The sequence below is a fragment of the Bradyrhizobium sp. LMG 9283 genome, from assembly GCF_045571415.1.
In the GTDB taxonomy this organism is placed as follows: Bacteria; Pseudomonadota; Alphaproteobacteria; order Rhizobiales; family Xanthobacteraceae; genus Bradyrhizobium.
In genome coordinates, this window is record NZ_CP120691.1 from 4624199 (window position 1) to 4647133 (window position 22935).

A 22935-nucleotide genomic window follows, 5' to 3' on the forward strand; every position below is an offset into this window, starting at 1 on the left:
GGGCAATATCCTGCTCTGTTCTCAGGCGATTCTCTCCTCGAATGGCTCCAATCTCAAAGACCTCGTCCCCACGACTTGGCAAGCAGCTGAAGCGGACCTTTTTCGGCCGCAGCGTCCACGAGGTTGCGCCCGACCTGATCGGTGCCACCATGCTGGTCGACGGCGTCGGCGGGATCATCGTCGAGGTCGAGGCCTATCATCATACCGACCCGGCAGCACACTCCTATCGCGGGCCGACGTCGCGGAACCAGGTGATGTTCGGCCCGCCCGGCTTTGCCTATGTCTACCGCTCCTACGGCATCCATTGGTGCGTGAACTTCGTCTGCGAGGAGGAAGGCTCGGCCAGCGCCGTGCTGATACGCGCTCTGGAGCCGACGCATGGCATCGCCACAATGCGGCGCCGTCGCCATCTCCAGGATGCGCACGCGCTGTGCTCAGGCCCCGGCAAGCTGACCGAGGCGCTCGGCATTACCATCGCGCACAACGCGCTGCCGCTGGATCGCCCGCCGATCGCGCTGCATGCGCGGACGGAAGATGTGGAGGTCGCAGCCGGCATCCGCATTGGCATCACCAAGGCGGTCGAGCTGCCCTGGCGCTACGGCGTCAGAGGCTCGAGATTTTTGAGCAAGCCGTTTCCGAAGTAGTTGTCGTTCCGGGGCGCGTCGAAGACGCGAACCCGGAATCTCGAGATTCTCAGGTACGCAATTGCGCACCAGAGTTCGATGCTGCGCATCGCCCGGAACGACACCGAGGCTAAGACGCCTGCTTCAGTCGCTCCAGCGCCTCCAGCAGCTTGGTCTTGCGGGCCAGCGCCGCCTCGCGCTTCTCGCGCTCCTCCTCCACGACCTCCTCGGCCGCGTTGGCGACGAACTTCTCGTTGGCAAGCTTGGATTCGGCGCGCTTGATGTCAGCGTCGGCCTTGCCGACCTCCTTGTCGAGGCGTGCGCGCTCGGCGGCCACATCGATGACGCCCTTCAGCGGCAACGCAGCCACCTCGCCGCGCACCAGCAGCTGCACCGCCCCGTCGGGCGCACGGTCAGCGAAGGAGATATCCGACAGCCGCGCCATGCGCTTGATGACATCGGTCCAGCGCGGCGCCCGCTCCCTGGTCTCGGCCGAGGCGCCGGCAAGGACCAGCGCCGTCAGCGTTGCCGGCGGGATGTTCATCTCGGCGCGCACGGAGCGGATCTGCGTGACCAGGTCGATGACCCAGCCGATCTCGGCTTCCGCCTTGGGATCGGTGAAGTCGGCATGGTCGAACATCGGCATGACCAGGGCCGGCGAGATCAGCGGATCGGTCGGCCCGGCGGCCGCGGCGAGCATCGCGAGCTGCTCCGGCGAAGGCTGAGACGGCTTCAGCGGCCACGGCGCCAGCGCGAGCAAGCCGTCGCGCTTGGCCGTCACCTCCCACAGCTCTTCGGTGATGAAGGGCATGAAGGGATGCAGCAGCTTCAGGATCTCGTCGCGCGCCCAGGCGACCATGGCGCGAGTCTCGTCCTTGGCGGGGCTATCCGGGCCGAGCAGCACGGGCTTGGCGAGCTCGACATACCAATCGCAGTAGACATTCCAGACGAAGCGATAGATAGCGCCTGCAGCATCGTTGAAGCGATAGGCTTCGATTGCTTCGGTCACCTCGCGCGTGGTGTGCGCGCTTTCATGCGCGATCCAGCGGTTCAGTGTCTCCTTCGCCTTCGCCGGCTCGAATCCTTCAGGCACGGCGCAATGGTTCATCTCGGCGAAGCGACACGCGTTCCAGAGCTTTGTCGCGAAGTTGCGGTAGCCCTCGACGCGGCTGGTGGCGAGCTTGATGTCGCGCCCCTGCGCCGCCATAGCGGCCAGCGTGAAGCGCAGCGCGTCCGCCCCGTATTCGTCGATCAGGTGCAGGGGATCGATGACGTTGCCCTTCGACTTCGACATCTTGGCGCCCTTCTCGTCGCGGACGAGCGCGTGGATGTAGACGGTCGAGAACGGCACCTCCTTCATGAAGTGCAGGCCCATCATCATCATGCGGGCGACCCAGAAGAAGATGATGTCGAACCCGGTCACCAGCGCATTGGTCGGATAATAGCGCTGCACTTCCGGCGTATCGTCGGGCCAGCCGAGCGTCGAGAACGGCCACAGCGCCGACGAGAACCAGGTGTCGAGAACGTCCTCGTCACGGGTGATGAAGCCTTCGCGCTTGTTGCGGTCGAGCGCCATCTCGCGGCCCTGCTCGACCGTGATGACCTCCTGCTCGACGTAATAGCCGAGCGCGTTGCTGACGGCCTCCTCCTCGGTTTCGGCGACGAACACCTTGCCGTCAGGACCATACCAGGCCGGGATCTGATGACCCCACCAGAGCTGGCGCGAGATGCACCAGGGCTGAATGTTCTCCATCCAGTCGAAATAGGTCTTTTCCCAGTTCTTCGGCACGAACGAGGTCTCGCCCGAACGCACCGCCGCGATCGCGGGCTTCGCCAGTGTCTTGGCGTCGACATACCACTGGTCGGTCAGATACGGCTCGATCACGCTGTTCGAGCGGTCACCATGCGGCACCATGTGGGTGTGCGGCTCGATCCGCTCGACGAAGCCGAACGCCTCCAGCCGCTCGACGATGCGCTTGCGCGCGGCGAAGCGGTCGACCTTGTGAAACTCCTCGGCGAATTGCGCGGCGCCTTCGGGCAGGTCGCGCAGGTAATCCTCGTTGTCGACGAGATCGAGGCAGCCCTCCTTATCGAGCACGCTGATCCGGCGCAGGCCGTGGCGATTGCCGACCTCGAAGTCGTTGAAGTCGTGCGCCGGCGTCACCTTCACCGCGCCCGAGCCCTTCTCCGGATCGGAATAGTCATCGGCGACGATCTGGATCTTGCGGCCGACCAGCGGCAGGATGACGTTCTTGCCAATCAGCTTCTGATAGCGCTCATCCTCGGGATGCACGGCAACGCCGGTATCGCCGAGCATGGTCTCGGGGCGCGTGGTGGCGACGACGATGAAGCTCGAGGGATCCTCGGGGCTGAAGCTCTTGCCCTCGATCGGATAGCGCAGATACCAGAGGCTGCCCTTGACCTCGACCTGCTGCACTTCGAGATCGGAGATCGCGGTCAAGAGCTTGGTGTCCCAGTTCACCAGCCGCTTGTCCTTGTAGATCAGGCCCTCGCGGTGCAACTCGACGAACACCTTGACCACGGCCTTCGACAGGCCTTCGTCCATGGTGAAGCGCTCGCGCGACCAGTCGCAGGAGGCACCGAGGCGCTTGAGCTGATTGATGATGGTGTCGCCGCTCTCGGCCTTCCACTGCCAGACCCGCTCCAGAAACTTCTCGCGGCCCATCTCGCGACGGCCTGGCTGCTGGCGTTCCATCAGCTGCCGCTCGACCACCATCTGGGTGGCGATGCCGGCATGATCGGTGCCGGGCTGCCACAGCACGTCGCGGCCGCGCATGCGCTCGAACCGGCACAGAATGTCCTGCAGCGTGTTGTTGAGGGCGTGGCCCATGTGCAGCGAGCCCGTCACGTTCGGCGGCGGGATCACAATGGTGAACGGCACCGCGTCGCGACGGTCGGGGCGGCCTGCCTTGAAGGCAAGGCTGTCCTCCCACACGACGGACATGCGGGTTTCGATATCGGCGGGCTGGTAATTTTTCTCGATCATGGGGCTAGAAAGCCGCGCGCGCGGTTCAAGTCAACGGGAAGCTCAACGGCAGGCACGCCGGCCTGGGTCGCAAGGGCGAATATGACGCAGGAGCAGGGCTTTATCGGGGCCGTATGGCCTTCTTAACGGCCGCCGCGGGAGACACGCTCGATTTCCGCCTTCACGATGCGTTCAACGAGGCCCGGCAGGTTGTCGTCGAGCCAGGATTTCAGCATCGGGCGCAGCATTTCCTTTACCAGATCCTCCAGCGTCCGCGCATTGCTGCTGAGCACCGTGTGGGCCAGGGAGTTGAAGGCGGATTCGACTGCGGAGACCGTCGATTGCGCGAGGATCGGCTGCTGCGGCGGCAGCGGCGGGGCGTCAAAATCCACCGGCGCGTAGGACGGTGGCGGCGGCGCAGGACGGGGGGACGGCGATTCGGCGAACTCGAGATCGTCGCGCGGCTCGACCTTGCGGAAGCTCGGCGGCGGCGGAGCCGGTGTCGGATCCACCGCCATCTCGTCCGTCAGTTCGAGCACGTCGGGCTCAGGCTCGGGCTCGGGAGCGCGGACCTCGGGCGCAGGCGTGGCCGCGTCGAGCCCCGCCAGCAGCGCGTCGATATCGTCCTGGCTGTTGGATGAATCCGCCGCAGGCGCTGGTGGCGGCGGCGCCGGAGCCGGCTTCGCAGCTGGCGGCGCAGGCTTCTCGGCGGCAGGTTTTGCGGGCGCGACCTTAGTTGGCGGAATGTCGTTCACGGCCTGCGGCTTCGGCGCCGCAGCCTTCTCCGGCTTGGCGGCCTCAACCGGCGGGGGCTTTGCCTCATCGTCGGCAATGATGCGCCGGATCGAGGCCAGAATCTCCTCCATCGAGGGTTCTGTGACCTTTGCAGGCTGCGTCATCTCCGACTCCACATCATCAACGCCCTCGCATGCGTTGTTTTACACCAAGCACGACAGGATTGGCCGGTTCCGGACGGGAGGTCCGTGATTTTCGTCGCGGCAGCCCGACTTGTCCCCAGATCACGGCTCAATGTGCAGCGGTGCGCCCCTGCCCCGCACTCAAGCATTATGCACACGAGATCAATGCGGGGCGAATCGACCCGCACCTTCATGGCAAGGCTATGTCAGGGAATTTGGTGATTGCAAGCAAAGTGCCGGTCGACCTTCGGCTGTTCGCGAGGTCGACCGGATGATCACGGGAATCAGCGCCCGTCGGGCGTGCGCACCCCGGCCCAGCTGTCGCGGACCTGATGGTAGTGAACGCTGGGGTCGTAGGTTGTGGTCGCCAGGCCAAGGACCTGCGGCGATAGACGGCCTACCGCACTCAGCACCGAATAGGACGCAACCACGCGATCGTGTTGTGCGGTGACGAGTGCGACACGCGCGTTGACCAGCGCCTGTTGCGCGTTGAGCACGTCGAGCGTGGTGCGCTGGCCAGCCTTGGCCTCTTCACGGACGCCGTTCAGCGCGATCTCTGAGGCGGCGACCTGTGCCTGCGCGGACTGCACCTGCGCCTTGGTGGCCTGCAACTGGCCCCAGGCCTGCACGACGGTGGCACGAGCCTGATCGCGGGTCGTCTCCAGATTGAGGCGCTGCTGCGCAAGGTTCTCCTTGGACTGACGAATCAGCGCGTATTCGGCGCCACCCTGATAGATCGGAGCCGAGAGCTGCGCGACCGCAGAGGCTCCGAACGAACGGTATTGGATCAGGGACTGCTCGAAGGCTTGGGTGACGGATGCTTGCAGAGTGACCGTCGGCAGCAGCGCGCCTTCGTTGATCTTCACCTGAAGATAATTGACGTCGATACCGTACATGCTCGCCGTGACGTTAGGGTTCTCGACGAGGGCGAGCTCGATTGCAGCTGCAAGCGTCGGAGGCAGGAACCGATCGACAGGGGAGCCCGGCGCGAGGTTCGCCGGCTCGTTACCGATGATCCGCCGGAAGTTCGCTCGCGTCGTGGTCAAATTCGCTTCGGCAGTGAGCGCCTGCGTCTTGCCGGCAGCCAGTTGCGCCTCCGATTGCGCGACGTCAGTGCGGGTTACTTCGCCGACGTTGAAGCGGTCACGGGTCTGCTTCAGCGTCTGCTCGAGCACGCGTACGTTGCTACGCTGGACTTCCAGCGTGGCGGCGTCGCGCAGATAATCCATGTATGTCGTCGCGGCCTGGAGCAACACGCTCTGATCAAGCACGCGCAACCCCTCACGGGCTCCGGAAACCTGGCTCTCGGCGGCGCGTGTCCGGTTGGCCGTCTGGTTGCCGTTGTACAATGTCTGGGAAGCGGTCAGTCCCACACTGCGGGGGAAGCCGGTGCCGTTAACGGGGTCGCTGGTGGAGCTGCTCTTGAAGTCCGAGTACTGGTAACCAGCGCTCGCCGTCAGCGAAACCCTGGGGCGATAGCCCGACAAGGCCTGAGGCACGTTTTCGTCAGTCGAGCGCACCTGGGCACGCTGTGCGTTGAGCTGCGGATTGTTCTGATAGGCGCGCACCAGCGCGGCTTCGATCGTATCCGCCAAGGCAGGCGTCGGCCCGGCCAGCGCCAGCAGCAGGACCGAAACCGCAGCTCCGGTGAAGAGCTTCACCCCATGCATCCCTGAAATTCCGTTCATTCTAACGCCCGGCTCGTGCCCGCGAGCTGGGTTACGTCTACGAGTGGAGTCGTCGCCCCGTTGCAACATAGGACGCGGTCAAGCGCGACGGAACTACCTGAGGGTAGTTCTCAGTGGAAACTCTTCACGTGCAGCATCCCGGCCACACTTCTGATTCAGAACGGGATTTGGGCGGGTTTTGGGCGGTCAGAAGACAAAGGCGACCGCCCGTTCCAGCCCGGGAAGGACCGGGGCTGCGGCGTCGAACAGCGCCCGATGGCCAAATTCACCGTGGGTACGGGTCACGATCATGGTGCGCGGCGGCCTGGATTCGGCCGACACCCCCACCAGGCGTCCGCCCTCCTTCAGTTGCCCGAGCAGAGCTTCCGGCATCACCTCGGTCGCGCCATTGAGGACGATCACATCATAGGGGGCGGCAGACGGTTCCCCGTCGGGGCAGGCCGCCGTCTTGCAGGTGACATTGGCAAGCCCCAGTGTGGTGAAGGCGTCCTTAGCCTTCGCGGCCAAAGCCGAATCGCATTCGGTCGCGGTGACCTGCCGCGCGAGCTTGGCGGTCAGTGCGGCGAGATAGCCCGTGGCGCAGCCGACGACCAGCACGTTGTCACCCTCGCCGATTTCAGCGGCCTGAAGCAGTTTGCCAGTCAGCGCCGGCTTGATCAGGAACCGCTTGGTGGCGCCTTCGCTCACGTCGAGGTCGAGATCGAGGTAAGCCAGTGCCTGCCGGCCGGCCGGCACGAAGGCCTCGCGCGGAACCGTGAGCATGGCGTCGAGAACACGACGGTCGGTGACGTCATTGGTGCGCACCTGGCCATCGACCATTTTTTGGCGCGCGGTCGAAAAACCGGACATTTGCGGACCCTGCAATGCGGACGATGCCGCGGAGGAAATTCGCGGCATCTTTGAAGCATGCTCGGTCAAAAGGCAACATGGCCGTCGGTCTCGAGCGACCGCGGCTTCCGCGACTCCCCAACAGAGGGCCGACCAGCCTTATTCGATCGCCACCGCAAGGCGGCCGATCAGGGCGGCGACCTCGTCCAGCCGTGCCGAATCTGGCGTCTCGACCGCCCGCGCCAGACAGGCGAGGCATTCGTCGTCGCTGAGCTCAGGAATGCCGGCCGGCAGAATCGAGGGGGCCATATGAGAACGGTCGACCAGGATCTCTGGCATGGGAATCAGCTCCGTAAATGTCCGGCCTATCCATGCTCGATTTGAATTGAGTCGATTTGGCGCCGTCCGCATGGCGCGACCACGCCCGCTCACACATCTGTTTGAGTGCGATTCCACGCTGGATCGTGGATGCCGTCTTCAAAGATCACGACAAGAAGATCGCATGTCGTATGAGGACGCGAGCGCAAATCATTGAATTGTCAGCAAGATTTGGCTCCCCGGGCTGGATTCGAACCAGCGACCATCCGATTAACAGTCGGATGCTCTACCGCTGAGCTACCGAGGAAAAGGCGAACCGTTCGTTCGCGCGCGGCTGCGTATAACAAAGCCGCTTGCGCTTGCAAAGGACGAATTCGTCATCATCCTCAACGCGCCCCAGGAAGGGCCTGAAATGGCCCCTCCTCCGGTCAGGCCGGCCAAGCATCATTCCGGGAGAAACGAGGTGGTCTTGGTGCCGGAGTCGTAGCGCAAGCGGAGCGCGGTGAACTTGCAGAGGTTGACGTTTTTCCACAGCACCGTCTCATCATAGTTCTGCCAGTCGACGCGGATGTTCCAGATGCAGCCCTCGTCGTCGTCGTCGAACTCGACATAGGTGCTAGCCTGGTTCTGCAACACCTTGTCGAGTTCGTTGTCCCATTCGTCCAGGCCATCATCCGGCGCGTTGAAGCCGAGGAATTTGATGGCATAGCCGGTCTCATTGACGACCGTGACGTTGCGGGCATCAGCCGCAAGCGACGAGGTGGCGGCGAGAGAAAGACCGATAGCGATCAGTCCAGACAGGAAATACTTCATTGAAAATCCTCCGATCGAAACAGGCTCCAGCGCCTAGCCTCGATCGGCGCAGGCGCCGCGGCAACCAAAATTGTTGCCTCGAAAGCGTCGACCGGAGTGCGATCGACAGGTTCACCATCGACCACAACTCCGGAACGTTGCGCGACGCGAGACGCGCAACGGGCCTGCTTTTATCGGTTCGCATTCTCCGCAGCAATGAACGGGCATTCATAGATCGGCGGAGCTTGTTTTCTCCGGCACTGGCGCCGGCACGGCCGCGCCGTTGCTCTTGCCCGTCACGGCGCCGACCAGTGCCTTGACGGGATCGTCGCCCGGCGCAAAGCCGCTCTGACGCAGGATCTCGTCGATCATCGGACGCAGCGCGTGCACCTTGAGGAGCTCGCCAGCGAGACCTTCACCGAAGCCCACATTGCCTCCGCTCGCGCCGTTGCCGCCGAACGCGCCGCCGGTGTGCAGGATGCGGACATCCTTGAGGTTCGCGATCGGCTTCACCATCTCGGCCAGTGCCGAGGGCATCGTCTCGATCCTCTTCTTGGCGATCTCGAAATCGATCACGTTGCTACCGAGCTTGTTCTGCGCCTCGTTCTTCATGGTGATGACGGCTGCTTCGGCCTCGCCGATGTTACGCACGCCGACGGCCTTGATCTTGTTGGACTCGGCCTCGGCCGTGGCCAGTGTCTTCACGGCCTCGGCGCGATCGAGCGAGGCTTTCTTCTCGGCTTCGGCTGCGACGATCAGCTCGGTCGATTTGCGCTCGGCTTCGGTGCGCGCGGCCAGCACTTGGGTGAGACGGGCACGATCGGCGACTTCGACCGCGCGTGCGGTCACGACCTTTTCCTCCGCGGAAACGGCAAGCGCTTCGGCGGCCTTGGCCTCGGCAACGGCTTCCGAGGTCTCTTTGCTCTTCGCCGCGATCTGGATCTCGTTTTCCTGGGTCGCGATCTGGATCTCGCGCTGGGCATCGGTCCTGCGCTTGTTGATTGCGAGGTCGGACTCGATCACCGCAGTCTCCTTGACCTGCTTGGCACCGGCCTCCTTCTCGGCGACCGCCCTGTCGGTGTCGATGCGGGCGTTCTCCTCGGTCAAGCGCGCGGTCTGCGTCGCGGTCGCGACCTCGGCGCGGGTGCTGGCGGTCTTGTTGGCGATGTCGCGCTCTTGCGACAGCTCGGCTTCCTTCTTGGTCCGCTCAATCCCGAGCGTCTGCTGGCGCGCCTCGAGATCTTTCTGCGCGATCGCCACCTCGTTGTCGCGGACGATGGCATTGCGGTCGCGGCGGCGGGTCTCGGTGATGGTCTTGAGCTGGGTGAGGCCTTCGGCGTCGAAGAAGTTTTCGGGGTTGAAGAACTTCACGTCGGTCTGGTCGAGCTTCGTCAGCGACACCGACTCCAGCTCGAGGCCGTTCGACTTGACGTCGGACTCGACCGTCGACTGCACGTGCTTGACGAAATCCGAGCGCTTCTCCTGGAGTTCCAGGATGGTCATGGTCGCCGCGACCGAGCGCAAGCCGTCGACGAATTTCGCCTCGACCTGATTGCGCAGCGCCTCGGCGTCATTGGTCAATGCGCCCAGCGTCTGGCTCGCGAGCGCAATGCTCTCCTCGTCGGGGCGGACGCGCACATAGAACTCGGCAACGATGTCGACGCGCAGGCGGTCCTTGGTGATGAGGGATTCCCGCTCCTTGCGCTCGACGGTGAGCCGCAGCGTCTTTAGATTGACGCTGGCGTAGGAGTGGAAGATCGGCAGGATCATGGCGCCGCCGTCGAGCACGACCTTCTTGCCGCCAAGCCCGGTGCGCACGAAGGCCTCGTCGCGGGTGGCGCGCTTGTAGAGAATGGTGAAGACGATCCCCAGAACGACGATCAGCGCGACGCCGATCATGGCCGGGACTGCGATGTCGAACATGACTTTCTCCGCTAATGAGCTTGCTTGCTAGCTGCTTAGAGTAGGCTTGGACGGCTTGAGTTCATCGTCGGCCTTCACCGCCACGAAGCGCGTGCCATCGCGGTCGACCAGGAGAACCATGGTTCCTTGCGGCAGGGGCAACGATGAAGGTGCCGCGACGGCCAAGACGAAGTGACGGTTGCCGTGGACGTCGGCGACGCTGACGCGGCCGGGCGGTCCCTGGTCGAGCGGACCGACGACGACCTCACCGACCCGGCCGACGAGATCACCGAGGCCGACGGCGTAGCTCTCGTCCTTCGGAATGACCCGCGCGATGGCACGGCTGGTGACGCGCACCAGAGGAACCGATGCACCGATTGCTCCGATCGAGGCGACCGTCGCCGGCAAGGGTCCGGTCACCATCCGGGCGAGGTCCTGGATCAGAAACCCCGTGATGGAAAAGGCCCCGAGCAATAGCAGTAGAAAGATGAGCAGCGGCACGCCGCCGACATTGATCCAGGAGATGGCGTTGATCACGCCATTGTCGCTGGGATGAGCGAAATCGATGTTGGTGCCGAGCATCTCACTCAATGAGGCCCCGACCAGCATCGAGATCACCTCGACCGAGCCGACGATGACGATCATGGCCGCCGCGATCGCGAACGGCCTGACCTCCGGCGCCATGACGTGTTCGAGCAGAGCGCTCATGACATGGCGCTCAGGAGCGCGACTTCAACCGCGCGAGCCTCGCCGCAATCTCCTTGTCGCGATGGAGCGCGCTGAGCTCGTCGATGTCGCTCGAATACGGGATTCCCTGCGGCACGCCGGTGGCGCGTGCCACCGCCCTGCCCGCCCGCAAGGCTTTGGCTGCGGCGGATGCGCCGCCGGACTTGCGGGGCGATGTCGCGGCCTGATGGCTGGCGTGTGCCTCGCTCTTCTCGAGATCGGCGCGGCGCTGTTCGGCGTCCTGGAGCGCCGACAGCACCGCGCGCAGCGAGGTGACGCATTGCTCGATCTTCTCGTTGTTCTCGTCGATGGCGCGGGAGAGCACCTCGAACTGCGCCTCCAGATCCATTTGCCGCGCGATACCCGCGCGCGCGAGATCGTCGCGGCTATCAGCGATCGCGCCTTCGATCTTGGGTGTGAGATCGGTCATCTCGCGCTCGATCTCGGTGCGGCGCGCGTTGAGGCGATATTCCTCGGCACGCGCAGCGGCGAGCGCGTCACGCGCCTCGCTCTCTGCCCGCTCGATCTCGCGGATCGCCTGACCGACCACCTTCAGCTTGTTCTTGCCTTCCGCCTGCTCGATCGCGTCATAAGCGATCCCGGCGATCAGGCGCCCGACCCGGGACAGGAAATTGTCGGGAGCGGCAGCGATGGTATCCATGGCGTTCTCCTCGTCTGGCAGGCTGTTCGGCGTCACGCCGTAGTGAACTTCAAAACCGTCGTCGATGCGGATCAGGCGCGCGGGCACGCTCTGCCCCCAGCCCTCGGCATAGCCGGCGTAGTCGAAGGGCACGCTGAAGCGCCCTTGCACGGTCGCGATCGAAATGGTGGCGGGGCCCTTGATCTTGGCGAGCTTGTCGTCGAGCGGCAGGCGGCGCCCTTGCGCTGCGCGATACTCGGCGCGGTCGCGGAGGCCCAACGTCACCAGCCGCGAGGGCAGCGCGGTCTCCTTGCGGATCGGCTCATAGGCATGGGCATGGAGCAGGACGACGTTGGAACCCACGTTATGGGTCCGCGCCACCTCGTCGAGGATCTCCATCATGCGGTCATAAGCCCTAAACGTCGCCTCGATGGCCACCTTGGCGGCCGGGTCAGGGGCAAGCCTGTAACGCAGCGCGGACGGAGCATTTTTGGGCGACGAGCTCATGGAAAGTACTAAAGCACCATTTTGGTGCTTTGAAAAGAGGAGGTTCGATCACGTTCCACTGATCCCTGTGCACTCTTCTGGTTAGTCGCTGGCGGCAGGCGGGCCGTTCAAGGCCGGCAATTACCCCTAGCTCACGAACGATCAAGAGTTCTTGCACGCGCCGGTTGCAATTTGAGACGAAATGCGGGGAGTGTTTGGTAGGCGCTGGTGCTGCTCGCTCCAGTCTCGTGTCCCGGACGCGCCGCAGCGTGAAACGCTGCTGCGCAGAGCCGGGACCCAAGGAGCCACGCGGCTTGCTGTCCCCGGCTCTGCAGCGCACCGCTGAAGGAGCGCTGCGCTGCGTCCGGGGCACGAGATTGCAGTGTGTTGCACTCCTCTCTCCACACCCCAAGCAATCTCAGAATCCCTCCACAGAAAGACTCTGAATTGCTTCGCTGCGCTCGCAATGACGGAGCAAGTGGAAACGCTGCTCTCCGCTAACTCGCATCTCACTCGCAGACACAGGTACGCATCCCCGCGGCTTATCTCGCCCGAGCTTTACTTCATCTCATCACCCCCCAATGTCAGAGGGCGCAGGGAAGACCGAGGGAAGACCGGGTGCCGGCCGGGCACCCACGGTCCACTGTGCGAAAGGTGGTTAGAAGAATTTGCACAGCGGCATACAGGTGAAGCCAAACACACGGCCTTCCCTGCGCAGTGGTTTGACGGCTTATGCCGTGCTCTTGTGTCTGCAAATTGTGCCAAAAAACGCCAACGGGCGGTTCTGACCAACCGCCCGTCGCTGGATCTGAGCCCGACCGTGCTCAAAGGCCTTGAGAGCCTGTCCGGGAGCGTGGGACAGATCCGGTGTCTTCCTCAACCCGAACAGTTGCATGGGCTTCGAGCCCGAACCGAGCAAGGAAGGGAGTGGATGATGGCACAAAACGGTGGCGTTGTCGTCGGGATCGATGTGGCCAAGGACAAGGTGGATGCATGCATCCGCGCGGTGTCGCAACGGCAGACGTTTCCTAGCACTGCAGAAGGACGGCGCGGTCTGATCCGCTGGCTGCGCAAATACAAGGTTGCCAAGGCGGTCATGGAGGCATCTGGCGGTTACGAGCGAGAGTGGGCTAAGGCGCTGCGTCAGGCCGACATCGAAGCCCGGATCGTCGACCCCAAGCGCGTGCGTGATTTCGCTCGATCAGCCGGACAACTCGCCAAGAACGATGCGATCGATGCGGAGATGATCGCCTGGTTTGCCGAGACCTTCACCGATGCTCCAGATCAGGCCCATGACACGGCCTGCGAGAATCTGGTGCAGGTCGTAAAAGCGCGCCAGAGCCTGCTCGATCTGCAGACGAGCCTGAAAAATAGGGGCGAGCATGCCGCCCCCAAAATCGTCCAGCAGATGCAGGCTCGGTTGTTAAAGCAGATCGCAGACGAAGTTGCCAAGCTCGAGGTTGCGATCGCCGCAATGATCAAGGCCGCGCCACATTTGGCCGAACTTGCCGAGATCATCGAGAGCGTGCCAGGGCTCGGCAAGATCACATCCGCCGGTCTGGTCGCCGCGATGCCGGAACTTGGCCAGGTGAGCAACAGGATCGCCGCTGCGCTGTTGGGAGCAGCTCCTTACGATGACGACAGCGGGAAGCGACGCGGTGATCGCCATGTAAAAGGTGGACGCCGAAAGGTTCGCAATCTCTTCTACCTGGCTTGCCTCGGCGCTGCGACGCGGCACAACCCTGTGATCATGGCCTTCTATGATCGTCTGATCGCTAAAGGGAAAGAGCCGAAGGTTGCGCTGATCGCCTGCATGCGCAAGCTCATCGGCATTCTCAACACCATGATCGCCCGGCGCCAGAAATGGGATGCTCGCCGCTACGAACTGAGCGAACCCGCTCGGCCTCAGCCGAGCGCATGCACCGCCTGAAGACCGGTGAGCGGGCGGGGTCAAGGCCGTCAGCCGCCGAAGGCGGGGGCGCACAGCGCCAGCCTTGAGCCCGCTCGATCACCGGTCTACTTCAACACAGTTGCTCCCCGGGGAGCGATGCACTATTGCCCCCGTCGCCTTGCAGATGACTGATGCACGTGCCCGGTCGGGCCGCCTCATCACTGTAAGACTTGGCGCACAGACCCCGGGCGCCAGGACGACACGGTTTTGCCGTACGCAAATCACACCGGTCGTGCGCGCGATGGGCTTCGCTCACGGTTGCCCGCCCTGCGATGCCTCTCGCGCCGATGTGACTAGCGTCCACCGCCGCTCACCCCACGTTCGTGACGATCGCGATACGCCCCTCTGACCGGGATGAGGTGGCGAAACAATGCGACAAAACAGAATTTCTGTAAAGGCGAATATTTTCGGGCGGACCGATGGACCTGCAAGTTGTGTGTCTTGCCCGTCGGGCAACGCAAGGTCTTGTAGACCGGATGAGCGAAGCGACATCCGGGAAACTTTCGGTGCGCAGTCCCGGATATCGCTTCGCTCATCCGGGCTACGAAAAACCGGACCTCACGGTCGCCGGCACACCAGGTCGATCTCGATCAACGCATCATACGCCAGGCCGGTGACGCCGACGCAGGTGCGGGCCGGCAAGCGATCCGGAGCGAAGAACGTGCGGTAGGTCGCGTTCATCGCAGCGTAGTCCTCCTTGAACCGGGTCAGATACACGCGCGTCATCATGACGTGCTCGAGGCCGAGACCAAGTCCGGCCAGAACCACCTTCAAATTCTCCATCACCGCGCGGGTCTGCGCGACGATGCCCTCGGGCAGGACGCCCGGCGCTTGCGGCGTGTCCGGCATCTGGCCGGTAACGAAGACGAAGCCATCGGTCTCCACCGCGTGGCTGAAGGGCGCGACCGGCTTCGGTCCGCCGCTGATCATGTGGAATTTCACTTCGGTGTCCCTGTTAAGATGCGTCCTGAAACAGGCGCTTGCTGAGGATGGCGTGCACGCCCCAATTGCCGTCGACGACCTGCGTGACGCCGAAATCGACGGCGGCCGACATCAGCGCGATCGCCTCGTCCTCGCTGAGGCCTTTGACGTTCATCAGGAAGCGCCGCATCTTGCGGAAGGCATCTTTCATGGCGAGGTCGAGCGAGGATTTTGCGTATACCTCGCTCTGGCCTTGCGCGCCGAACTCGGCAAGGTAATTCGGGTGGCTGAAGCCGGTCAGCACCCAGTCGGTCTCGGTCTCGATGAGGGGATAAGAGAGATCGGCGAAGGGACGGCCGGCGAGATCGGCCTTCTTGTGCAGGATCACCTCGAAGGTGCCGGTCATCGAGCATTCGATCGCGGTGCCGCTGAGCTCGCCGTCACCTTGCGCTGCATGGGGATCGCCGACCGACAGCAGCGCCCCGGGAACCGAGACCGGAAGATACACCGTTGCCCCCTTCCCCAGCCGCCAATTGTCGAGATTGCCGCCGAAATAGGATGGCGGCACGGAATCGACGAAATCGACCTCGCGCGGCGCCAGCGCGATCACGCCGAAATGCGGACGCAGGGGAATCTTGATGCCGTCGAGCACGGCGTGCCGGCGCTTGATCGTGGCGGATGCGACGGGAACGCCGGGATAGTCGTAGGTGGCGTGCACGACGCCGAAGGGATCGGTCTGCGGCTCCCAGCGGTAGGAATAGAGGGCGCGGGCGTGCGGCGCCTCGGCGTCGTCGAATATCTCGTAGATGGTGACGGCTTCGCGCGGCTTGGGACCGCCGAGAAACTCGTTGTAATGATAGCCCCACCACGCAGCGACCGAGGAGCCGAACACACGACCCGCATGGTTCGGATTGCGGCTCGCGCGCGGCACGATGTCGAGGATGCGCACCTCCAGCACATCGCCGGGCTGGGCGTCTTTCACCGCGACGGGACCGGTGCAGATGTGCACGCCAAATCCCTCGCCGGCACCGCGGCCGAATACGCTCGCATCCATGGGCCCTGCGCCGCGGCGGTCGACGTTCTTCTTGTTCCGCGTCCAACCGAACACGCTTTCGGCGGCGGCATCGCCGGCGATCATCAACTCGGGATCGTCAGAGGCATGCTGGGTCAGCGTCTCGATCGTGATGGTGTCGCCCGATGCGATCTCGATCTGCGGCGGCAGCGAGCGGCTGAAATAGCCCCAGTGAACGCGGCTGGCCTCGACCGGCAGATGGTGATGCCTACGCCCCGATGTGGTCCGCTCCTCCGCGCCGGCACAGGCGACGTTGCTGCGCGCCTCGACGCTCTGATGGGCGCGGAGCTGTGCCAGCGCCTCCTGTGGCCAGCCGCGCTGGCCGGCGACGCCATGCTGCAAGGTCGCCCGCTCTGCCTCCTGCTGGCGAAACTCGCGCGGCGGCAGGCCGAAGCGATGGCGGAAGGCGCGGCTGAAATGCGCGGAGTCGCCAAAGCCATAGGCATAGGCAATCTCCGAGATCGAGCGATGCGCCTCGGTTGGGTTGGAAAGGTCGGCCCAGGCGCGCTGAAGACGTCGCTCGCGAACGTAGTGGGTGAAGTTGTCGCCGACCGTCTCGAACAGCTTTTGCAAGTAACGCTCGGAAATGCCCTCGGCTTGCGCGACACGCGCCGGCACCAGATCGGGATCGTCGAGGCGGCGCTCGATGGTCTGGCAGATCCGGTGCAGCAGCGCAGCCTGCGTCGCGCTCGACGCGGCGTCGGATGTCGATGCTGCTAGCTGATACGCGAGCGTCAACAGCAGATCGACCAGCGACTGCGCGAGCGAATTCCATTCGGCGTCCCCCAACGTCTCGAGCGTGCGCGCGGTCGCATCAAGGAGACGGGAGAACACCTCGGCGAAGCCGCTGGGCGGAACGACGCGAGGCTCGCCAAGCCGCGGCTTTCCGGACAGGCGTCCGTTTAGCGCCTCCGACGTTACCGACAGCACGATGGCGCGCATGTCGCGCTGGAATACGATGCTCCAGTCGCCGCTGCGCGGAAGCAACGCGAGATGGCCGACGGGAACGATGCGGTGACCGCCGGCGCTTTTGAGCACCATACCGTCCTCGACCGGCATCAGCGCGATCGGAAGGTTTTCATTGGCTTGCGAGAGGGGCGCGATGCTCTGGGCGCCCGCCGCCATGCGCGTCAGTGCAACACCCGCGGCATGGCGATGTGAGGCGGTTGCGTGGCCGTCAAAGAAGGAATGTCCGCCTGCTGGCTGCAGGCCGACCGCCGCCAGCACGTCCCGCCAGGCTTCGGGGCGATCGTCTTGCGTGTAGGACTCGCTCGTGAACGGCCGGAAGCTCATCGGATCGACCCATGTTGCAGTCGATCGAAGCAACCTCTGTGCCAGACGAACGCGGTCGTCCGTCGCGGCGACGGACCGCAAATGATCTCCGCTTGTCACCTGCTCATCCCGAAAACAGACCGCGTCTCAATGCATTAGTCGCACCGGAAGATGTTCTTGCGGATCGTGCCGTGGACGCCCCAATTGGCGTCGACCACCTGGGTGACGCCGAAATCGGCGCCGACCGACATCAGCGAGATCGCCTCGTCCTCGCTAAGGCGATGCACGGTCATCAGGAAGCGGCGGAGTTTTCGGAATGCATCGCGCATCGCACGGTCGAGACTACTGTGATTGGCAATCTCGGTTTGCGCGTCATTGCCGAGCGCCGCGAGATAGTTCGGATAGGTGAAGCCATAGAACGACCAGGCGTGGTCGGTCTCGAGCATGGGATGGTCGAGGCCTTCCAGATCGGTGCCGGCCAGATCAGCCTTCTTGTGCAGGATGAATTCGAAATCGCCGGTCAGCGAGGTCTCGATCGCGGTGCCGCCGAGCTCGCTGTCGCCCTGCGCGGCGTGGGGATCGCCGACCGAGAAATAAGCGCCGGGGACCGCGACCGGATAGAACATCCGCGCCCCCTTGCCGATGCGCCAGTCGTCGATGTTGCCGCCGGTATAGCTCGGGGGGATCGAGCTGACGAAATCGGCTTCCGATGGCGCAAGGCCCATGGTGCCGAAATGCAGCCGCGCCGGCACCTTCACGCTGGAGAGGATGTTCTGGCGTTTCTTGATGGTAGCGTGGTCCACGCGCACGCCGGGATAGTCGATGGTCGGATGCACGATGCCGTCGGGGTCGGTCTGCGGCGTCCAGACGTAATTGTAGACGGCCTTTGCAAAGGGCTCGCCTGACGTGTCGAGCTCGAAGATGGTGATGACCTCGCGCGGCTTCGGCTCCTCGATCAGGTCGTGATAGTGAAAGCCCCAGTTCGCCGCGACATTGGAGCCGAAGCAGCGGCCGGCGTGGCAGGCACTGCAGCTCGGCCGCGGCCGGATGTCGAGGATTCGCACCTCCAAAATGTCGCCAGGCTCGGCGCCTTCGATCGCGACGGGGCCGGTGAGCAAATGCACGCCGATCCCCTCGCCCGCGCCGCGGATGAATGGGCCTTCTGTCGGGCCCGAGCCGCGGCGCGCCACCGCCTTGTGCTCGCGTGTCCATTGGAACACGCTCTCGGCCCCGGGATCGCCCTGGATCATGCGCTCGTAATCGTCATTGGCATGATGCGTCAGCGTCTCGATGGTGGCGCGGTCCCCCGAGCGCAGCGTCAGCGCCGGGGTGACTTTCTTGGAGAAATAGCCCCAGTGGACGGTTTTCGGCGAAACCGGCAGCGTGACATGCTTCATGAGGTGGCCTCTTCGGGGGTCTCGAACCTTGTGGAGGCGCCGCTCATCGCACCGTCTCCAGAGTCTTGTCGGCTTCCATCACACTGAGGAATCGCGCCGTTAGCGGATTGCGGGGACTGGAGAGCACCTCGTGCGCGGGCCCTTCCTCGATGATCACACCACCGCTCAAGAAAGCGACGCGGTCGGCGACCTCGTCAGCGAAGCGGATCTGGTGCGTCGAGATGATCATGGTGAGGCCGTCGTCGATGGCGAGGCGGCGGATCACCTCCAGCACCTCGTTGACCAATTCGGGATCGAGCGCGGAGGTCGGCTCGTCCAGCAGCAGCACACTTGGATTGGGTGCGAGCGCGCGCGCGATGGCGACCCGCTGCTGCTGACCGCCGGAGAGATGCCGCGGCAGCGCATTGGCGCGATGCGAGAGACCAACGCGATCGAGCAGCTCGGCGGCGCGGCGATCGGCATCGATCCGGGTCATGCCGTGGACCCAGCGCAACGGGCCCGCGATATTCTCCTTGGCCGAGAGATGTGCAAACAGATTGAACTGCTGGAACACCATGCCGACGCCGATATTGGCGCGCTCATTGGCGATGGCGCGCGGTGACAGCGGCTTGCCGTCGTCGGAAAAGCCGAGCCGTCGACCGCCGACGCGCACGGTGCCGGCATTCCAGTTTTCGAGATGGTTGATGCAGCGGAGCAGTGTGCTCTTGCCGGAGCCGCTCGGCCCGAGCAGTGCGACAACCTCGCCCACGCGCACCGCAAGGTCAAGGCCGTCGAGCACCTTCTGCGGGCCGTAGCTCTTGGTCAGGTCTTTTACGTCGACCGCGATATTGTTGCGCGCGATGGTCGCGGCACGGCGGGCGCGCTCCTCGCGGGTCAAGGCCAGCGGCGGCGTATCGGTCAACTCTGCTGGTACGGGCTCGGGATCGGCGACGGCCGCATCGGCGAGTTCGAGCTTGGTGACGAGATCGACGCGGCGCCACGGCAGATAATCGGCGAGCTTGCGCTCGCGGCGCGTGGTGCGGTCGAGATCGAGCAACCATTCGACGAAGAGCTGTATCGCGCTGATGGTCGCGGTCAGCAGGAGATACAGCAGGCCCGAGGCGAAAAAGATCGAGAAGAAGTCGAATGTGGAGGACGCCAGCTGGGTCGAGCGCAAGGTCAGCTCTTGCACCGCCACGACGGAGGCGAGCGAGGAATTCTTCAGCGCGCTCACCGCCTCGTTGCCGAAGGCCGGGATCATGGTGCGGATGGCCTGCGGCGCGATGACCCTGCGCATCAGCACTGACGGCGGCATGCCGAGCGCCTGCCCCGCAGTCAGCTGTCCGCGGTCGACGCCCAGCACACCGGCGCGCAGCATCTCCGCGATGAACGGCGCCTCGTTGCAAGCGAGCGCGAGACCTGCGGCCAGCACCGCTGGCAGCTTGATGCCGATATGCGGCAGCGCGTCGTAGGCGAACACCATTTGCAGGATCAGCGGCGTGCCGCGGAAGATCACGGTATAGGCCCTGGCGATCGCCGCCAGCGGCCAGAAGCGCGAGAGCTGCATGCCGGCGAGGATCAATCCGAGGATCAATCCGCCGCCGAGACCGAGGGCGGTCACCTCGAGGGTGAGCTCGATGCCCTCGAGCAGATACGGCATGCTCAGGTAATGGAGGAACAGCGACATCGGTCAGCCGTCATTAGAGCGGGATCAGGTTTGGTTGAAGGCGGGGCGCCTTGAGCACGGGGCCACCTCTCCCGTAGGGAGGGGCATAGGCTGCTTCCGGCGGCCGTTCTTGAAGTATGGACGCCGAAGCGAAGCTTCGGCTACGTCGCATCATCCGATGCGATCCGGGTGAGGGGTTACGCCGTAACGAGTTTGCCGCCCCCACTCACCCGGCGCTTCGCGCCGACCTCTCCCCGTCGGGGAGAGGTAAGCCGCGCTCAGTCGGCCGTCAGAATGTCCGGCTCCTTGAAGTTGTTCACATCGAGCCCGTGCTTCTTCAGAAGCTCCATATGCGTGCCGGCCTTCTGCACCTCGATCAGGGCGGCGAGCACGGCGTCGCGGAATTTCGGCTTGTCCCTGGGAACGGCGATACCAACGGAGTACGGGATGGTCACCGCGATCGCCTTCTCCAGCTTGTCCGGATAGGCCTTCACCGCGCTGTCGACGGTATTGACGTCGTTGACATAGGTGTCGGCGCGGCCGGCGAGGATCGCCTGGATGCAGTTGGCGTTGTTATCGTAGAGCTGGATGGTCGGCTCAGCCTTGCCGGCCTTCTTGCATTCCGGGATCAGCGCCTGGATCAGGGGCACCTCGACATAGCCGGTATTTTCGGCGGCAGCCGCGCCGCACATCGACATGTTGATGCCGTTGATGCCCTTCGGATTGCCCTTGGCGACCAGCACGCCGTCGAACACCTTTGAATAGGTGATGAAGTCGGCCGCCTTGGCGCGCTCCTTGGTGGCGTAGATATCGGAGATCACGATGTCGGCCTGGCCGGCGGCGAGCGTGGTGAGAAGCGCTGCGAACACCACGGGCTTGTACGTCAGCTTGAAGCCGAGACATTCGCCGATGGCTTCACCGAGATCGATATCGAAGCCGATGTACTTGCTGGGGTCCTTGGGATCGATCGTCTCATAGCCCGGCGTGTGCGGGTTGATGGCGTTGACGAGCGTCTTGCCCTTCCAGTCCGGATATTTCTCCTGGAGCGCGGCGCAGGCGGCGGGCGCTGCGGCCTGCGCGCTCAGCGGCGCGGCGACGACGAGGCCGAAAGCGATGGCGGCGCCGAGCAGAAGCTTGCGCCGTGGTAATGCTGCGCGCGCTATTTCCCGCCGCGCCCGGGACCAAACCGATTTCTCCATCTCGCCAGTTCCTCCGAAATGTCATGGCGCCTGCCATAGTCCAGTGATCGGGGAGGAAGCGTGCGGGAGCGCAGCACGAAAAGCTTGTCCGCGGGCGTACAAAAAATTGGATGGAGCGCGCCCGGCATTTGGGCAAACGGCTGCACAAAAACTGTTCGAGGACCACGAGCCGTGGGACGCCGGAAAGAAGCAGCCACGGTCGCCATCCGCAACAGATCAACCGGCCCTCCACAGCCTTGTCCGCAGCATATCCACAGGCTGACCATGACGGATTCGCGAGCCCGTGCGAGGCACTTGCTGCGCACAAACTCACAAGGAGGGCAGCCTAGCCACGCGCCTGGTCGAACACGGAACGGCAAGCCTCGCTCAGGCTCGACTGGTTACATCGCAGGCACGCCGTGACGGCGCGGACGTCGGGGATCTCGCCGGCGCAGAGCCGGTAGATGTCGGGCGTGCAGGCCCGCCGCTGCTCCGCTGTTCCCTGTGCATGAGCGGCGGAGGCAAACAGCGTCAGGAACAGTCCGACCGTCGAGGCGCCACGCGCCCGGCTTTTCACGCCCGCAAACCGCAAGAACCTCGCCTTCATGACCAGTCTCCCGCTCTGCCTGCCCCGGCCTGCATTGGCCGGCATGGTGCGAAGAGGTAGGCGAAATAAACCGCTGGGAATGTGATTTCTTTCACACCGGCTGCGCCGTGGCGGCACGTAGGGTTTGCCGGGGATTTTTTCAGGAATCGCTAACCAATCGGGTCCCGATCGCCGCATCGTTAAAATGCGAACGATCCGGTCAATCCGGAAACAAACCGGCTTTGCGACATTGCGCCATCCGCGTTCTGCGAGGGTGTGATGAGCGAAGCCGAATTCAACTTGCTGCTGGATGCTGTCCGGGACGCCATGGTCTTTGAAGACTTCGCGCCCGCGCCGGAGGAGGAATTCGTGGCCCGTTCGTGGTCGTATGACGCAACACCCAAGGAAGCTCTGAAGGCCGCCAACGACAACGAGGGCGCCTGGCCCCTCCTGCCCTTCCCCGATGGTTGGTACGCGGCCTGCTGAGGCCGGCTTTGCCGTGAACGGATGCGCCCGCGGCGCAACCACGATCAATTCTTGACGCGTTCCTCGCCGTCCTGCGGCGCCCGCTCGGGTGCAGCCGGCGGAAAGATGCGGTCATAGATCGCGCGCGCCTCACGAATGAGACGAGCCCGCTCCAGCTCGGATTTTGGGACAAATCGGACGATGTCGCCCACGTGCTCTCCAGCGCTCGGTTGACGAGACATGCATCACTTCGCAGATGCGAAGTCTATGCCATCGACCTGAATCATCGGTTCCCGCTGAGTCTCGGGCAAGCCCGGTGGGCGCGACGCGGCAAGCTTCCGCCGCACCCGCTGCAAACTCGCATTTTCCTGGAAAATCAAAGGCTTGCAATGGAGGCCACGACCAGAATTGAACTGGTGTACACGGTTTTGCAGACCGTTGCGTAACCACTCCGCCACGTGGCCCCGTAAGGGCGGACCAATATAGGGGATCAATGGCTTAGGCAACCGCCTTCGTCCGACTTTGGCGGCGATGGTCTTTTC

19 protein-coding genes and 2 tRNA genes are annotated in these 22935 nt (G+C 64.0%); 3 read left to right on the forward strand and 18 right to left on the reverse strand.

What is annotated here, in order from left to right; all coding sequences use genetic code 11:
* Positions 1-41: 41 nt before the first annotated feature.
* Entirely contained in the window at positions 42-644 is a 603-nt protein-coding gene (locus tag P6U29_RS21825; protein ID WP_407112210.1) for a DNA-3-methyladenine glycosylase, read from the forward strand.
* A gap of 109 nt (positions 645-753) precedes the next feature.
* Here the strand turns inward: P6U29_RS21825 and P6U29_RS21830 are convergent, their stop codons facing one another.
* From P6U29_RS21830 to P6U29_RS21875, 10 genes are all read right to left on the reverse strand, one after another.
* The gene (locus tag P6U29_RS21830) at positions 754-3630 is read right to left on the reverse strand and encodes a valine--tRNA ligase (protein ID WP_407112211.1); all 2877 of its coding nucleotides are present in this window, start codon (positions 3628-3630) and stop codon (positions 754-756) included.
* Between the two features lie 122 nt (positions 3631-3752).
* Positions 3753-4508, reverse strand: a complete 756-nt coding sequence (locus P6U29_RS21835; RefSeq protein ID WP_407112212.1) for a PopZ family protein — start codon at positions 4506-4508, stop codon at positions 3753-3755.
* 302 nt (positions 4509-4810) lie between these two features.
* Positions 4811-6196, reverse strand: coding sequence for a TolC family outer membrane protein (locus P6U29_RS21840; protein ID WP_407119389.1), 1386 nt, complete (start codon positions 6194-6196; stop codon positions 4811-4813).
* Between the two features lie 204 nt (positions 6197-6400).
* Complete coding sequence (locus P6U29_RS21845; protein WP_407112213.1) at positions 6401-7063, reverse strand: protein-L-isoaspartate O-methyltransferase family protein; 663 nt, start codon at positions 7061-7063, stop codon at positions 6401-6403.
* A 138-nt stretch (positions 7064-7201) separates the two neighbouring features.
* Positions 7202-7381: a hypothetical protein gene (locus tag P6U29_RS21850; protein ID WP_407112214.1), complete on the reverse strand. Its 180-nt coding sequence runs from the start codon at positions 7379-7381 to the stop codon at positions 7202-7204.
* A gap of 211 nt (positions 7382-7592) precedes the next feature.
* Positions 7593-7667 (reverse strand) — tRNA-Asn (locus P6U29_RS21855).
* A 137-nt stretch (positions 7668-7804) separates the two neighbouring features.
* The gene (locus tag P6U29_RS21860; RefSeq protein ID WP_407112215.1) at positions 7805-8173 is read right to left on the reverse strand and encodes a hypothetical protein; all 369 of its coding nucleotides are present in this window, start codon (positions 8171-8173) and stop codon (positions 7805-7807) included.
* A 207-nt stretch (positions 8174-8380) separates the two neighbouring features.
* Positions 8381-10075 (reverse strand): flotillin family protein, encoded by a 1695-nt coding sequence (locus P6U29_RS21865; RefSeq protein WP_407112216.1) that lies wholly within the window; start codon positions 10073-10075, stop codon positions 8381-8383.
* A 27-nt stretch (positions 10076-10102) separates the two neighbouring features.
* Positions 10103-10762: an OB-fold-containig protein gene (locus tag P6U29_RS21870; RefSeq protein WP_407112217.1), complete on the reverse strand. Its 660-nt coding sequence runs from the start codon at positions 10760-10762 to the stop codon at positions 10103-10105.
* Between the two features lie 10 nt (positions 10763-10772).
* Positions 10773-11927, reverse strand: coding sequence for a PspA/IM30 family protein (locus tag P6U29_RS21875; protein WP_407112218.1), 1155 nt, complete (start codon positions 11925-11927; stop codon positions 10773-10775).
* Between the two features lie 457 nt (positions 11928-12384).
* On the opposite strand from P6U29_RS21875, the gene P6U29_RS21880 reads away from it, so the two are divergent.
* Positions 12385-13836, forward strand: coding sequence for an IS110 family transposase (locus P6U29_RS21880; protein ID WP_407112219.1), 1452 nt, complete (start codon positions 12385-12387; stop codon positions 13834-13836).
* 579 nt (positions 13837-14415) lie between these two features.
* On the opposite strand, the gene P6U29_RS21885 is transcribed toward P6U29_RS21880, so the two are convergent.
* The 6 genes from P6U29_RS21885 to P6U29_RS21910 all read right to left on the reverse strand — a co-directional run bounded on the left by P6U29_RS21885 (position 14416) and on the right by P6U29_RS21910 (position 21949).
* Entirely contained in the window at positions 14416-14799 is a 384-nt protein-coding gene (locus P6U29_RS21885; RefSeq protein WP_407112221.1) for a RidA family protein, read from the reverse strand.
* Positions 14800-14812: 13 nt separating this feature from the next.
* Positions 14813-17143, reverse strand: a complete 2331-nt coding sequence (locus P6U29_RS21890; protein WP_407112222.1) for an acetamidase/formamidase family protein — start codon at positions 17141-17143, stop codon at positions 14813-14815.
* Between the two features lie 134 nt (positions 17144-17277).
* A complete protein-coding gene (locus P6U29_RS21895; RefSeq protein WP_407112223.1) occupies positions 17278-18519 on the reverse strand; it encodes an acetamidase/formamidase family protein in 1242 nt (413 codons plus the stop codon).
* Between the two features lie 43 nt (positions 18520-18562).
* Positions 18563-20185, reverse strand: a complete 1623-nt coding sequence (locus tag P6U29_RS21900; protein ID WP_407112224.1) for an ABC transporter permease subunit — start codon at positions 20183-20185, stop codon at positions 18563-18565.
* Between the two features lie 257 nt (positions 20186-20442).
* Positions 20443-21363, reverse strand: a complete 921-nt coding sequence (locus tag P6U29_RS21905) for an ABC transporter substrate-binding protein (RefSeq protein ID WP_407112225.1) — start codon at positions 21361-21363, stop codon at positions 20443-20445.
* 325 nt (positions 21364-21688) lie between these two features.
* On the reverse strand, positions 21689-21949 hold the full coding sequence (locus P6U29_RS21910; RefSeq protein WP_407112226.1) for a hypothetical protein: 261 nt from the start codon (positions 21947-21949) through the stop codon (positions 21689-21691).
* A 258-nt stretch (positions 21950-22207) separates the two neighbouring features.
* Between P6U29_RS21910 and P6U29_RS21915 the strand changes: the two genes are divergently transcribed.
* Positions 22208-22414, forward strand: a complete 207-nt coding sequence (locus tag P6U29_RS21915; RefSeq protein WP_407112227.1) for a hypothetical protein — start codon at positions 22208-22210, stop codon at positions 22412-22414.
* A 44-nt stretch (positions 22415-22458) separates the two neighbouring features.
* Here the strand turns inward: P6U29_RS21915 and P6U29_RS21920 are convergent, their stop codons facing one another.
* Both P6U29_RS21920 and P6U29_RS21925 read right to left on the reverse strand, forming a co-directional pair.
* A complete protein-coding gene (locus P6U29_RS21920) occupies positions 22459-22605 on the reverse strand; it encodes a hypothetical protein (protein WP_407112228.1) in 147 nt (48 codons plus the stop codon).
* Positions 22606-22783: 178 nt separating this feature from the next.
* A tRNA-Cys gene (locus P6U29_RS21925) sits at positions 22784-22857 on the reverse strand.
* Between the last annotated feature and the right edge of the window lie 78 nt (positions 22858-22935).

What these genes read in the sequence shown, in the direction of transcription:
- P6U29_RS21825 (WP_407112210.1), top strand. Translation starts at nt 42, where the DNA reads ATGGCTCCAATCTCAAAGACCTCGTCCCCACGACTTGGCAAGCAGCTG.
- P6U29_RS21830 (WP_407112211.1), bottom strand. Translation starts at nt 3,630, where the DNA reads ATGATCGAGAAAAATTACCAGCCCGCCGATATCGAAACCCGCATGTCC.
- P6U29_RS21835 (WP_407112212.1), bottom strand. Translation starts at nt 4,508, where the DNA reads ATGACGCAGCCTGCAAAGGTCACAGAACCCTCGATGGAGGAGATTCTG.
- P6U29_RS21840 (WP_407119389.1), bottom strand. Translation starts at nt 6,196, where the DNA reads ATGCATGGGGTGAAGCTCTTCACCGGAGCTGCGGTTTCGGTCCTGCTG.
- P6U29_RS21845 (WP_407112213.1), bottom strand. Translation starts at nt 7,063, where the DNA reads ATGTCCGGTTTTTCGACCGCGCGCCAAAAAATGGTCGATGGCCAGGTG.
- P6U29_RS21850 (WP_407112214.1), bottom strand. Translation starts at nt 7,381, where the DNA reads ATGCCAGAGATCCTGGTCGACCGTTCTCATATGGCCCCCTCGATTCTG.
- P6U29_RS21860 (WP_407112215.1), bottom strand. Translation starts at nt 8,173, where the DNA reads ATGAAGTATTTCCTGTCTGGACTGATCGCTATCGGTCTTTCTCTCGCC.
- P6U29_RS21865 (WP_407112216.1), bottom strand. Translation starts at nt 10,075, where the DNA reads ATGTTCGACATCGCAGTCCCGGCCATGATCGGCGTCGCGCTGATCGTC.
- P6U29_RS21870 (WP_407112217.1), bottom strand. Translation starts at nt 10,762, where the DNA reads ATGAGCGCTCTGCTCGAACACGTCATGGCGCCGGAGGTCAGGCCGTTC.
- P6U29_RS21875 (WP_407112218.1), bottom strand. Translation starts at nt 11,927, where the DNA reads ATGAGCTCGTCGCCCAAAAATGCTCCGTCCGCGCTGCGTTACAGGCTT.
- P6U29_RS21890 (WP_407112222.1), bottom strand. Translation starts at nt 17,143, where the DNA reads ATGAGCTTCCGGCCGTTCACGAGCGAGTCCTACACGCAAGACGATCGC.
- P6U29_RS21895 (WP_407112223.1), bottom strand. Translation starts at nt 18,519, where the DNA reads ATGAAGCATGTCACGCTGCCGGTTTCGCCGAAAACCGTCCACTGGGGC.
- P6U29_RS21900 (WP_407112224.1), bottom strand. Translation starts at nt 20,185, where the DNA reads ATGTCGCTGTTCCTCCATTACCTGAGCATGCCGTATCTGCTCGAGGGC.
- P6U29_RS21905 (WP_407112225.1), bottom strand. Translation starts at nt 21,363, where the DNA reads ATGGAGAAATCGGTTTGGTCCCGGGCGCGGCGGGAAATAGCGCGCGCA.
- P6U29_RS21910 (WP_407112226.1), bottom strand. Translation starts at nt 21,949, where the DNA reads ATGAAGGCGAGGTTCTTGCGGTTTGCGGGCGTGAAAAGCCGGGCGCGT.
- P6U29_RS21915 (WP_407112227.1), top strand. Translation starts at nt 22,208, where the DNA reads ATGAGCGAAGCCGAATTCAACTTGCTGCTGGATGCTGTCCGGGACGCC.